This window comes from Paenibacillus tundrae (assembly GCF_030812775.1).
GTDB classification, from domain to species: Bacteria; Bacillota; Bacilli; order Paenibacillales; family Paenibacillaceae; genus Paenibacillus; species Paenibacillus tundrae_A.
On record NZ_JAUSTI010000004.1, the window covers coordinates 1 to 12,765 of the forward strand.

13 protein-coding genes are annotated in these 12,765 nt (G+C 45.4%); 5 read left to right on the forward strand and 8 right to left on the reverse strand.

Annotated elements, in window-relative coordinates; genetic code table 11:
* Positions 1–411: 411 nt before the first annotated feature.
* From J2T19_RS08245 to J2T19_RS08275, 7 genes are all read right to left on the reverse strand, one after another.
* Entirely contained in the window at positions 412–1,680 is a 1,269-nt protein-coding gene (locus tag J2T19_RS08245; protein ID WP_307215304.1) for an MFS transporter, read from the reverse strand.
* A 660-nt stretch (positions 1,681–2,340) separates the two neighbouring features.
* Positions 2,341–2,832: a preQ(1) synthase gene (gene queF, locus J2T19_RS08250; RefSeq protein ID WP_128100638.1), complete on the reverse strand. Its 492-nt coding sequence runs from the start codon at positions 2,830–2,832 to the stop codon at positions 2,341–2,343.
* A gap of 189 nt (positions 2,833–3,021) precedes the next feature.
* Positions 3,022–3,771 carry a 7-carboxy-7-deazaguanine synthase QueE gene (queE, locus tag J2T19_RS08255; RefSeq protein ID WP_307214616.1) on the reverse strand — a complete coding sequence of 250 codons (750 nt, stop codon included), beginning with the start codon at positions 3,769–3,771 and terminating at the stop codon, positions 3,022–3,024.
* Positions 3,764–4,255, reverse strand: coding sequence for a 6-carboxytetrahydropterin synthase QueD (gene queD, locus J2T19_RS08260; RefSeq protein ID WP_128100640.1), 492 nt, complete (start codon positions 4,253–4,255; stop codon positions 3,764–3,766). The genes queE and queD overlap by 8 nt, the downstream gene beginning before the upstream one ends.
* Positions 4,255–4,932 (reverse strand): 7-cyano-7-deazaguanine synthase QueC, encoded by a 678-nt coding sequence (gene queC, locus J2T19_RS08265; protein WP_307215306.1) that lies wholly within the window; start codon positions 4,930–4,932, stop codon positions 4,255–4,257. The genes queD and queC overlap by 1 nt, the downstream gene beginning before the upstream one ends.
* A 435-nt stretch (positions 4,933–5,367) precedes the next feature.
* Positions 5,368–6,072 carry an AIM24 family protein gene (locus J2T19_RS08270; protein ID WP_307214619.1) on the reverse strand — a complete coding sequence of 235 codons (705 nt, stop codon included), beginning with the start codon at positions 6,070–6,072 and terminating at the stop codon, positions 5,368–5,370.
* A 21-nt stretch (positions 6,073–6,093) separates the two neighbouring features.
* A complete protein-coding gene (locus J2T19_RS08275; protein WP_307214621.1) occupies positions 6,094–6,549 on the reverse strand; it encodes a hypothetical protein in 456 nt (151 codons plus the stop codon).
* Positions 6,550–6,866: 317 nt separating this feature from the next.
* Here J2T19_RS08275 and J2T19_RS08280 point away from each other — a divergent pair, with 317 nt between their 5' ends.
* The 3 genes from J2T19_RS08280 (at position 6,867) to J2T19_RS08290 (ending at position 9,149) form a co-directional block, all read left to right on the forward strand.
* Positions 6,867–7,034, forward strand: a complete 168-nt coding sequence (locus J2T19_RS08280) for a hypothetical protein (protein ID WP_307214623.1) — start codon at positions 6,867–6,869, stop codon at positions 7,032–7,034.
* 218 nt (positions 7,035–7,252) lie between these two features.
* Positions 7,253–7,957 carry a hypothetical protein gene (locus J2T19_RS08285; protein WP_307214626.1) on the forward strand — a complete coding sequence of 235 codons (705 nt, stop codon included), beginning with the start codon at positions 7,253–7,255 and terminating at the stop codon, positions 7,955–7,957.
* Positions 7,958–8,174: 217 nt separating this feature from the next.
* Positions 8,175–9,149 (forward strand): helix-turn-helix transcriptional regulator, encoded by a 975-nt coding sequence (locus J2T19_RS08290; RefSeq protein WP_307214627.1) that lies wholly within the window; start codon positions 8,175–8,177, stop codon positions 9,147–9,149.
* 196 nt (positions 9,150–9,345) lie between these two features.
* Here the strand turns inward: J2T19_RS08290 and J2T19_RS08295 are convergent, their stop codons facing one another.
* Positions 9,346–10,014 (reverse strand): 3'-5' exonuclease, encoded by a 669-nt coding sequence (locus tag J2T19_RS08295; RefSeq protein WP_056694128.1) that lies wholly within the window; start codon positions 10,012–10,014, stop codon positions 9,346–9,348.
* Between the two features lie 383 nt (positions 10,015–10,397).
* On the opposite strand from J2T19_RS08295, the gene J2T19_RS08300 reads away from it, so the two are divergent.
* Both J2T19_RS08300 and J2T19_RS08305 read left to right on the forward strand, forming a co-directional pair.
* Positions 10,398–12,347: an FAD-dependent oxidoreductase gene (locus J2T19_RS08300; RefSeq protein ID WP_307214630.1), complete on the forward strand. Its 1,950-nt coding sequence runs from the start codon at positions 10,398–10,400 to the stop codon at positions 12,345–12,347.
* Between the two features lie 249 nt (positions 12,348–12,596).
* On the forward strand, positions 12,597–12,743 hold the full coding sequence (locus tag J2T19_RS08305) for a hypothetical protein (protein WP_307214632.1): 147 nt from the start codon (positions 12,597–12,599) through the stop codon (positions 12,741–12,743).
* The last annotated feature ends 22 nt before the right edge of the window (positions 12,744–12,765 follow it).

Sequence of the window (12,765 nt, forward strand, 5' to 3'; positions counted from 1 at the left end):
CATGGTGCGCTAGGTTATCTTTCCCCTGCTCGTTTTGCGAAGAAATTTACGGACAAATCCGTCGCGTAAGTGTCTACTTTCTTGACATAGGTCCAACCCTTGTCTAACGTAATCGAGTAACGATCAAACCCACTAATTAAGGTCGAGCGCAGTTCAGAGCACAGAGAACCACAGAGAACCGCTCAGATCCGTACAGAACCAATAGAAGCGTCCAGAATCATCCAGAACCGTACAGAGCCGTCCAGTACAAATGATTTCTAGTACGGCTCAGGTACTGTTACCAAGTTGAAGTGAGCTCCAGAGCGCTCAGACTCTTTCATTTGAGGTTTAAATGAGCACTAGTACGTACAAGCATCCTCACACAGTCCAAGCATGCACCAGCCCGTTTGCATCATACCCTTTGCACTTTCCTTACTCTTCGCTACCGTTCTCATCTGCCCAACGCTTCAGCAGTTGATCTGAAGGAAGCAGGAAGGTCAATATCCCGAGTAATGGCAAGAAGCTGCACACCTGCATCACAGGTGATACACCGAACACATCAATCCAGTTGCCCAGTACGAGCGCACCTAGACCACCCATACCGAAGGCAAGACCTGTGATCAGACCAGAGACGGTACCGATTTTACCCGGGATCAGCATCTGTGCGTAGACTACAGTAACCGAGAAACTCGATAACATGATGAAACCGATGATGGTTAACAATATACCCGTCCAGAACAGATTAGCGTAAGGCAGTAACAGCGTTAATGGAGCTGCACACGCCATAGATAGGAAAATAAGATTGCGTTTGCCGAATCGGTCGGCAAGTGGCCCCCCGAAGAAAGTCCCCAGCGCTCCTGCAGCTAGGAATAGGAAAATGTAAATTTGTGCATCAGGTGTAGAAAGGTTGAAGCTTTCTATGAGATTAAAGGTATAGAAGCTACCAATAGCTGCGATATATAGGGAGCGGACAAAAACAAGCAAGATTAGAATTGTAATTGCTGCAGCGATTTTCTTACGTAATGCCGGGTTAGGTACTCGGCGTGCTGCCGCTTGTTTTCGTAGATAACTGCCTGATCTCAGCATCCGTCCATACCAACGTGCAATGTAGATCTGTACGGCAATACCTGCCGCTGCAATACCTGTAAATCCAATAGCACCGAAGAGACCAAACGGAATGAAGATCCAACGAGTGAGCAGTGGAGCCAGAGATTGTCCTGCATTGCCTCCAACTTGAAAGATCGATTGTGCGAGACCACGACGTGCGCCAGCGGCCATATGAGATACTCTAGAGCCCTCGGGATGAAAGGCAGCCGAGCCAAGCCCGACAAAAATAACGGAAATAAGAACGGCCATATAGCTGTCAGCAAAGGCTAACAGGAGCATCCCTGTAAATGTAAAGCCCATACCGATCGGTAGAATAGAAGGTGTTGGCTTCTTATCGGCAAACCATCCAATGACAGGCTGCATAATGGAAGCGGTGAAATTAATGGCGAAGGAAATCCAGCCAATCTGTGTGTAGGTGAGATGCATGGAATCCTTCAGAATCGGGAAGATCGCTGGAATAACCGACTGAATGGAATCGTTGAATAGATGCACCAGACTGATGGCGATTAATATCCGGTATACGGTGCGTTGAGCATCCAATCCGGAGGATGCCTGAGGCCCTGCTGTTGCGTCTTTGGGTAAAGAGGTCTGCATGGACATGTTCATGTTCTCCTTTGGTCGCGGTCACGAGGGATCAGCGCCCTTTGATGTGATTTAAGCATATTGTTACATAATAGGATAGATTTAATAGGTGGGCAAGAGGAACAAAGAAATCGTTTAGGCCGTTTCTACCTTTATTCTCGAAAAGGATGAAGGATTAAAATATGGGGATAGTGAGCTGCTTTATATATAGTAGAAAAGTACCCTTTTATCCTATTTACCTTCAAAAAGGGTTTGGCTTCAGGTAACGTTAAGAAGTCGAGTGTAATGCAGATCCAACGGCACTATTCCAGAAATGCTGGGAGGATGAATCGATATGAAGCAGTTAAGCCCCTATGTTCTTGCCAGGCGAAATGTAGTTATGACTATTATCTATATGGCCGTGGCCACTTTTTTGGCGATATATGTTGCACCTAAATCTTTGACTTTTGCGATCGTACTTTTTGTCACTTATCAAATGTTTAATGTCTTTATGTTACGGCACTATATTCGGAAGATGAAACAACTGAAGGAAGAATGAGCTATCCGAATGTGGAGTAACTATTTGTGCACGCAGACGTGGCGACTGAACAAGATACTGGATATGCCAAGCAGAAAAATCAAAAAAGCCGAGCTCCTCAATCATTGAGGGCTCGGCTTCCAGTGCGTTATCGATTAGCGATTATCAATTGTCTCTGGGTACATATCATGATTCATCATACGGTGGTCGGCCATTTGCTCATATTTTGTTCCCGGTTTACCGTAGTTGGTGTACGGGTCGATGGAAATACCGCCGCGCGGTGTAAATTTACCCCATACCTCAATGTAGCGCGGATCCATGAGCTTGATCAGATCGTTCATGATGATGTTCACGCAATCCTCGTGGAAATCTCCATGATTGCGGAAGCTGAACAGATACAGCTTGAGGGACTTGCTCTCTACCATTTTGATATCAGGAATGTAGCTGATATAGATTGTCGCAAAATCCGGTTGACCCGTGATAGGACACAGGCTAGTGAACTCCGGGCAGTTGAATTTAACAAAATAATCGCGGTACGGATGCTTGTTATCGAAGTTTTCCAGAATTCCTGGGTCGTATTCAAATGTATATTTTACGTTCTGGTTACCCAGTAGCGTGATATCTTGCATTTCATCAGGTTGTCTCATTAGTTTAATACGCTCCTTATTTCCGTCAAAGCACGTAGCCTTGCGGTATATCTAAACAGATAAATCTCGCTGTACAACTCAATTTATATAGGATGATTAAGACGGAGTCCATGATTACATCATGCCGCCCATTTTACCCATACTGCCCATGCTACGCACGCTATCAATTCATAGCACACAGTATACTTCCTAGACGCCGCGTTTGTTCCCCCATACCAATGTATGAAGCTGCGGAAGCACACGAACGTTATTCAGATCATCGGAGGCACTGACTTGGTCAATCAGCCACTCATAACGAGTGAGCAGGGAGGCTGCAAGGTCAGGCGTATCCATCGATGTCACATTCGGATTACCTGTCTGCAAAAATAAATCGGTTCCCGGATAACGTGCATGCACACGCCGGGCATAGTTTAGGTCTGTCTCGTCGAAAATGACGATCTTCAGACTATGACTTCGGTCTGGGGAACCTGCGGCAAGCCTCGCGATCACATCATCCAGCACGTTCCAATCTGTATCCATACCAGAGCTTGGTGGCTTAGGCGAGACGGTGACTTCGTCGATGTCTGCCAGCCATGGCTGCCAGCGGGATCCTTGCGTCTCTACGGCTGTGCGGATGTCATGCTCACGCAATAGCTCAACTAAGCCATCCAGCGAAGCGAGCAGAGCCGGATTACCACCAGAGATGGTGACATGGGAGAAGCGTGATCCGCCAACGAGGCGCAATTCCTCCCACACTTGCTCAGGTGTCATTTTCTGAATCTGATCTTTGCCGGTGCCATCCCAGGTGAAAGCAGAGTCACACCAGGAGCAACGGTAATCACAGCCAGCGGTGCGGACAAACATCGTTTTCTGCCCGATAACCATACCCTCCCCCTGAACGGTAGGGCCGAAAATTTCCATGACAGGAATGCGCGTAGCTTGACTAGGGATGCTACTCATCAATCATCCACTCCCGTCTTGCTTCGGCATAACTGGTTGGTGTCTCATAGAGTCTTACAAACTCCGTACGTCCGCCTTCAGTGAGAGCCGCATATGGCTCTGTCTGAAGCGCGTGTTCCATCTGTTCGAACAGCCATACGACCATATTTTCCGCCGTTGTGTTCATCAGAGGCAGTGTTTCGTTGAGGTACTGATGATCCAGATAACCTTCGATTTGTGTTTTCCATATATCCTTAATATGTCCAAAATCAACCGTCAGCCCGGTTTCACCCGGATAACCGCTGATGCCGAAAATAACTTTATACGTATGACCGTGCAGATTCTTGCACTTGCCTTCATAACAGTGCAGATGATGTGCCGCGTCAAAAGTAAACTCCTTGCTGACCAGTACACGTTTGCGATGATATCTTAACTGTGTAGGCAGAATATCCTCGTCAATCCGTTGCAAACGTTCAACAATACGGAATGTTCCAGGCTCTCTCATCACACATCCACTCCCGTGTGACCAGTTGCTGTACGTTGCTCCAAATACTGATCCAATCCGGCTTTGCGCAATTTACATGCAGGGCATTCTCCGCAGCCATCCCCAATCACACCGTTATAACAAGTGAGTGTTCGCTCGCGTACATATTCAAAGGCACCGAGATCATCTGCCATTTTCCAAGTCTGGGCTTTGTCCAGCCACATCAAAGGCGTGTGAATTACGAACGGATAATCCATCGATAGGTTAAGCGTGACATTCATTGATTTAACAAATGAGTCGCGGCAATCCGGATATCCACTAAAATCGGTTTCACATACACCTGTGACGAGATGACGTGCGCCTTTTTGTTTGGCAAGAATTGCGGCGAAGCTAAGGAACAGCAGGTTACGTCCATCCACAAAAGTGCTGGGCAGTTCGCCTTCATTATGTGTAATTTCTACATCATTACGAGTTAATGCGTTAGGGGCAAGCTGGTTGAGCAGGCTCATATCTAGCACAGTCTGCTGCACACCGAGATCCTTAGCAATAGCAGAGGCGCATTCAATCTCCAGCTTATGGCGCTGTCCGTAATCAAACGTAACCACCTCAACCTCAGCAAATTGCTGTTTGGCCCAGAACAAACAAGTTGTACTGTCCTGACCGCCGCTGAAAACAACGACTGCTTTTTCTTCGTTCAACATAAAAAAACCTCTCCATCTTCTTAAGATCACGCCATGCACTTAGGCATAGGGTGTCGGAAGAACAGAGAAGTCCATGAACTAACATCCATCAAAAAACACACCTTCTTGCAAATCGCTTCAAAAAAAGCGAATTTCCAATCCAGTGTCCTTAGTTTTTTACGTACATGCTGTTTGTGTCATAAACACAAACGTATTGAACTGCTGTACAACAGGTGCATAACACGGTGTCTACATGTTCAATTCAATGTACGCAAGACTGTGCTGACCCAATAGGTCTAAGTCTTGTAGAGGGAGTTCGCGAACCTCTCCCATGCCAGGCGGCATGGATTTTCTTCTTCAAATGTCTGATCCATTATAACACGAAACCGCCTGGTGGCTACCTCACTTCAATAAAGTGGCATAAGTCTCCAGACGGTATGGTCATGAAATGCATTATTTAATTAAAACGTTTCCGAAGGGGATCACTTCTTTCAGAATTCGCTTGAACAGACCTTCATCGTTCACATCCCGTTCCAGTCTGCTATTCTCACGCCCTGCTTGAAATAGAACCGAGCCGTGTCCAGTCATTTTCCAATGATAGTTCATATGCTGGCTCGCCAGATGGTTCCCATATACGGTGAGTTCCAAGTGTGCATTCTCAGGGTAAGCGATAATGCTGCCCGCGTCGACATAGAGCGGAGCGGTGGGGTGCAGCTCCTGTTGGCACACTTGGCCTTGAGTTAACAGTCCGATCTTGCCTTTTCCCGAAAACTTCATTTTGACCGCATCTTGGGTGATGAGCATATTTTTGATTTTCTGAATTTTGGTATGCATGGTGACGCCATCGGAGTAAAAAAAGAGATGTCGGAAGTCGTATAATAGATCACTCTCTTCATCCAGCTCGACCTCTTTCATCGTAAAACCGGGAGGGAGTGCAGCTACAAACTGGCATGGACCAGAGATTTCCGATTTAATCAGTTTCTTTTTGCGGACAATGCCTGAAATGTTCATAAACTTATCATTACGGCTGTTACTAGAGCCGCGAAATGCAACAATCTGCTGTGGATGCAAAATATGAAGCCGGTCGTCCTGAACAAGCGAGAATGTAACGACTTGTCCAGCGCCACCAGCTTCAACGGTATTGAGGTGTATGTGCATGCGGCTGCTCCTATTCTCGTTTTAGATTCGGCCTGAGCGGCGACGCATTCCCAAACGCATAAGGCGAATCAAAATAAAGTAACCCAATATAAGAGCAACGATTGTAATAATCATCGTCTGAATTCGTTTGGCAGTCGTATTTTTGGCATTTTGATCGTCTTGCAATTGGCTGACCATTTCAGTCAGTTTTTGGTTTTGTGCGATTAACTGATCATTCTGGGCTTTGAAGGCTTCGACGTTCGCTTGGGCTTGTCCCAACTGGGCGGAAGTTTCATTGAGCTTGTTTAACGTCTCTTGATAGCTTTGCTGTAGGGCATTCACTTCTCCTGGAAGTTCAGCTACCCGTTCCCATCCGCTATATATATCTGAAAATATATTGGCATTTGCTGCATGTACTGTAGAAGCTAACGAGGCAGTAAACAAAATGCATGTGGTGAATAACACCCGAATTAGAGCATGATGAATCGATTTTGGCATTCATGACACCTTCTTTCGATGTGGTAGATTCGTCAGACGATTTATGTCTTTATTTGTTTCATTTAATGAAAACATGGCTCTTACATTATACGTCAAAAGTAGCGCAATGGGTTCAGGCTATCCACATTTTTTGCAAGTAATATTTAGTTTCGTTCACAAAGTGTCAGGGTAATAGAACGATAAGGAAGCACACGAACAGGACTGACTTATAAATATTACCCCAGTTCCGAGAGCTTACTCTTCACAAAGACGAAAAATATAATGAAATAATATAACCGATTTTGGAAGAAGATCGTATACAAAAGGAGTAGAAAACTATGCATACTACAGAACGTGGAACACCAACCAAAACAATTATGATTACAGTCAATGGCGAGCCTATTGGACGAAAACTAATTATTGATAGTGTGACGTACGCGCCCGTTGCCGAAACAGAATGGAATGAATCAATACCTCGAATTTTAAATAATTCATCGGCAATGTGAGTTAGGTCTTGCCAAGAATAACCCCTTAAAAAGCATGGTGATTTGCCAGGCTTTTTTGTCGTTTAATGTCGTAATTAGACGGATTTAGAAGGGATAAACCATCTATAATTATTTTTGTGTAAATTTTATATGCGAACATATGTTCCGTGACAATATAGTGTCCATTCACCCTGATAACTTAGAAGATAATACATAAAAATCGGGGGGGAGACGACGTAGTGAACTCAGTCTTTGAAGTATGTTATTCGTGGAACAAAGAGGCCATACCGACGGGAGGAGCCGACCCCGTGTATATGATGATTGAATGGCGCAACGGTTCCCCTGCCAAAAGACTCAGGAAGTTAGCACCTAAAATTGTGTCTAGAGACTTGGAATTATTGCTCAAACCGGAATATGGAATTGAGCTTAAGGGTATCTACGGATGCCGCTCCAAAGAGACAGATATCGGTTGGGTGCTACGACTTGGAGATGTCTATAAAGGCGAGAGTAAACAGATCTTACTCGAATTTGCGATGGGACCCCGATTATCAGGCAAAGCTTCTGTATGTTCAGCCTATTGGAGTACACGCAAACTGAAACAGAGCCAGCGAGTTTTGCTCCGAAGAGAACAGTTGTACATTCAATATACGAGTCATTTGGGTATGTTGAGGCAGCCGGAGGATCCGAAGGTCGAAAAGACCATTAAGCTTAGTGAGACAGTACCGTTGATTAAACAAGCTCTACGAGCTTATGAAAGAGGGCGTGTACAAGAAGGAAGTAATCTACTGCGACGACATGCGGATGCCCTGCTGATTGAAGCAGCCCGCAAACAAGATTTGGATTATTATGAAGAGGCCGAAATGGTGGAGAAACTGCGCTATCACTATGGAATTACGTATGCTAATCCTTACCCAGTTCGTGGAAAAGCGATGTTAGTCGAGTAGGGAGAAAGAACCATTCATAACGTAATACCAATAACTGTTTCTACATAGATTTTAAAGGTGAAGTTAAGAAATAAGTCGAATTTACTATGAATGTGATAATGGATATTGCAAAAAAACAGAAATGGTAAATAAGTTCAATCAAGCAATGTCCATCATCATAAAAATGGATGGAGTTGTCACAAATTTATTGAAACAACATCGTGGAGGATCCGGCAAAATGACAGACCGACTGATCCGATTAATGCGCATTATCACGCTTGTGCAGGCCAAACCTGGAATTCTGGCTCGTGAACTAGCTGAGCGGTGTGAGACAACGGAAAGAACGATATACCGTGATATGGAGGCTCTCAGTGCAATGCATATTCCGATTGCGAATATGGGACATGGCCGAGGGTATATGTTTATCAGCCAATTTGCGATGTATCCCCTGAACTGGTCAGATGATGAGGCGGCAGCTTTTATGCATTTGGCTGAGGTTATGGAACATATTCGCCCGTTGTTGAAGCCAGCTTTTGAGAGTGCATATGAGAAGGTCATCGCTTCAAGTCAGAAAAATAAGACGGAGCGGGTGGAATGGTCGGAGCACATTAGTGGGTTGTTTAAAGTTGGGCTACCCGTCTGGCAAAATGAAAATTCCGATATGATGAATAGTACACTGGTCACCCTTCTTGAAGCTAGTATTTCTCAGAACACGATTGAAGCAGAGTACCTCACCGAGGGGAACAAGATCGTCATTCAAATTGATCCGTATAGTCTAGTTCCTCGAGAGTACAGATTTGATCTGCTCGCTTATTGCCATCAATCGGAGAAGCTGAGGAGATTTCAAGTGGGTCGTATACAGAACATACGGATTTTGCCTCGCACATTCCGCAAAGATGACTTCCTATTACAGAACTATTTCCGAACCCCAAGGGATGGTAAAGCGACCGAGTGGATTGCGTTTAAAATCCGATTTTTTCCAAATGCCGTAGAGCATGTGATGCAGCAACAATATTTAGTACGTCCTCTGCTGACGAGCGAGCCTGGGGGCACGCTATTATTCGAAGTCATTTTGAGTGATGACCAAGAGTTATTAACATGGTTAACCCAATATGGTCCCAATGCAGAAATTCTTGAACCCAAAGAATATCGAAACCGAATGAAGGAATGCCTAGATCGCTGGCAGCAAGTTTACAAACAAGCCCCTACCTAGGGTGTGTCTCAAAACTCGTTGAGGTACATCTTTCCCTGCCTTTTCGGCTCTTGCTGCGTCAGTTTCGTTTGTTGTGCCCCGGCACGCCTGCGGAAAACGGTCTGGCTTGGAACGGGAATTCGACAAAATCTGCTTCCTTCGGAGTTTTAAGATTTGCCCTAATAAGCATCCCTTGCGTCGGTCATGCAAGTGTAAATTATTCTTTGCTCTTAAAGAGATGAGCCAAGTTTCCAAAAGGTGACTCGTGATCATCATCCATACTACTGGAATAGACCACCTTGGAAGTGATTCCTTCATCATCTGCGGCGCAATTCGTCTCAAGATTAAAACTCTCGAATTGATGAATGAATACTTTGGCTGTGTTGATCGCATCATCAAGTGCCCTGTGCTGCGTACCATCGAATTCAATTCCGCATAGTTCAAGTGCCTGAGCAAGTCCGAGCTGACGGAACTTACCTTCTTTGCGTACAGTGCGTGACCATTGCTGCTGTAAATCGTTATGATTCGTGATCCATGCTACATCGAGCTGGTGTGTCCGGCAATGAGAAATTAGCTTACTGCGATCATCTGGTCCCCATGAGCACATGTAGTATGGGTCGTTACCCATCCATGCAATGAAGTTTCGTATCGCTTCCGGAAAAAGCGGGGCTGCATCAATGTCTTTCTGAGTAATGCCTGTGAATTGAATGGTATCGGTAGAGAGTACCGATTTGTTAGAAGGACGAACATAGGTATGGAACGTGTCGGAAACGACCAGACCGTTTTCACCTTCTGTGACTTTTACTGCACCGATATCAATAATTTCGGAAGAGTATCGTGCATTGCGACTTACGGTAAATTCCAGATCATAAATGATATATGGCATGGGATGAACTCCTTTGTGAAATGTACATGTTATAACATAGCGGATTAACGAACGGATTGTTATTTCTCTATTTTACAGGTAAGAATCCAACATGTCAGCCACCAGGACACATTTCATAGCTGAGAGAAGATGGGTTTGGAGTGCAGAATACGAAGGCAGATACTCTGTCGTTTTGAGAGCGCATGACCCTTTACATTGGAAAAAGCGAACTTTATAATGGGTAAAGTTAGGGGAAAGTTCCAAGTTTTTGTTATAAGCATGTTCAAGTGGAGAGACCGTTTGAGCATACAAGATCGATGTATAATTAACATTTCCTGACATGGCCCACGCCATTGGGAAATGTTTTTTTTATGACATCAGATTATATATGGGGGTTAGGTTAGGTGGGGAAAAGTAAAAAGGGAAGAGTAGCGCTTATTGTCGCGGCTGTATTTATCGTTGCATGCAGTGCTGCTTATGGGGCGTTCTATATCTGGAATAAGAACTATAAGTTTAACAATAATTATGTCTGGCAGCCATTAGAGGCTGTGCAATCGACGACAGAGCTTGCTGGTTCTTACGATGTTATTGTCGCCGGAACCGATCCGGAAGGCATCACTGCAGCATTATCAGCGGCACGAAACGGAATGACCGTGTTGCTCACGGAAGCGCGTGATCGGAAGATGCTTGGGGGATTAATGACAGAGGGTGGACTGAATACGCTGGATCTGAATTACTCTCCTGATCAGCCACAATGGTTAAGCAGCTTGCGACAAGCTGACTTTTTGAACAAAGGTATTTTTCAGGAATGGTTTGATCAGGTCGAGGGAAGTTCATTTGATACAAATACGGCTGCGAACGTTTTCTATCAAATGATTCGTTCTGAGCCCAACATTGATCTGTTGATGCATGTGAAGCATATGGAACCTGTGACTGAGTCTGCTTCGGATGAGCAGAAGACCATCACGGGAATGAGCATCACGACGGAGGAAGGGACGACTATACGCATTGCTACGCGTGCAATCATTGATGCGACCCAAGATGCAGATATCGCCGCCGCTGCTGGAGCGCCTTACTCCATAGGCCGGCAGGACATTGGGGACGGCAAGTCTAAGATGGTATCCACCCTCGTCTTCAAGCTAAGTGGTGTTACAGATGAGGTTTGGCAGAAGTTCAGGGATAGAGAAGGAACAGGTGTGGATAAAATGAGTGCCTGGGGTTACGGAGATGCGCGTAACTATGAATCTACCGATCCAGAGCGCGTGAAGATTCGTAGCCTGAACATTGGTAGACAGAATGATGATACGATTCTAATCAACACGATGCAGATTTTTGGGGTCGATCCGTTAGATTCAGCCTCCGTGCAGGAGGGATTACGAGTGGGTAGGGAAGAGGCTCCACGAATTGTAGACTATCTGAAAAAAAGTTACCCTGAGTTCGCCAGTCTTCAGTATGAGGGAACTGCGGATGAACTTTATGTCCGGGAATCACGCCATATCTATGGCGAATATCGGTTGACGCTCGCGGATCTTATGGAAAATCGGGATCATTGGGATGCTATCGCCTACGGTTCCTACGATATTGATATCCAGAGCACAAGTGCAGGACTTCCGGGTACCATTATGATGAGTCCGATTCAATATGGCGTGCCCTTCCGAGCATTAGTTCCGTTGAACGTAGATGGTCTGTTGGTTGTTGGCCGATCTGCGAGCTATGATACCATTCCTCACGGAAGCGCGAGAGTTGTGCCATTAGGAATGGCAACAGGGGAAGCTGCTGGAGCAGCGGTCAAGCTGGCCGATCTGCATCAAGAAACGTTCCGCGAGCTGTCTGCTTCACAAGAACGTGCAACCGAACTACGTACCATGCTGGAGAAGCAAGGAATGGATTTATCGATGCAACCATTCGACCAACCCGACTATATGAAGCATAAGGATTACCGAGGCTTATTAGCTGCCGCAAGTATGTACATGACCTCTGGTAACTATAATAATGATGGATGGGACTTGGATGTTGCTATGAATCCCGAGCGCTTCTTGAGCAAATTAAAGCGGATGCAGGCGATGTTCCCGAGCAGTTACCCGGGACAAGCTACTGAAGCTATCGCCAATATAACTAACCCGGCTTCAACGCCGCTATCACTCAATCAGGCTGCATACATGATATGGCTAATGATCGAGCCTGCCTTAGCATCCATATCGCCTGAGCAAGCTATAGCTGAATTGCAGCGGGAGAATCTGATCAGTGATGCTACGCTAGATGGTATTACAGACCAAAACCAGCTCACGAATGGAGATGCATTCATGCTTCTCCGTGATGTGGTCGAATATCATTCAGGTAAGGTATTTGAATGAGATATCAGAACGCCCTGGTTGACAATTTTGGAGTAATGAACTAATGTGATCGAAAATGGTAACAGCGATCAACAAGGACATGATTACGACGGTTGGCTTCAACAGAGAGAGAACCAATGGTGTGAGGTTTTCGTTGCTGCTTCGTAATTCCCGCCTTGCTAGCTGCGGAGGAGAAGGTCGATGACTGCAACTTCCGCCGGATGAGCCCGTTATGCTCTGAAGGATTGCATGACTGCTACTCGTCCTTAGATGCGAGCAGCGTTGGCTTATTCAGTATGCTCAAGTTCAAGAGAACGCTGGCAAGGTAATCAAGCTGAATTCATGCAGTTAAATAAGGGTGGTACCACGACACATTCGTCCCTTGATGGATGTGTCTTTTTGCTGTTTATCCAATGATTATAGTGTACGTCAAATGACA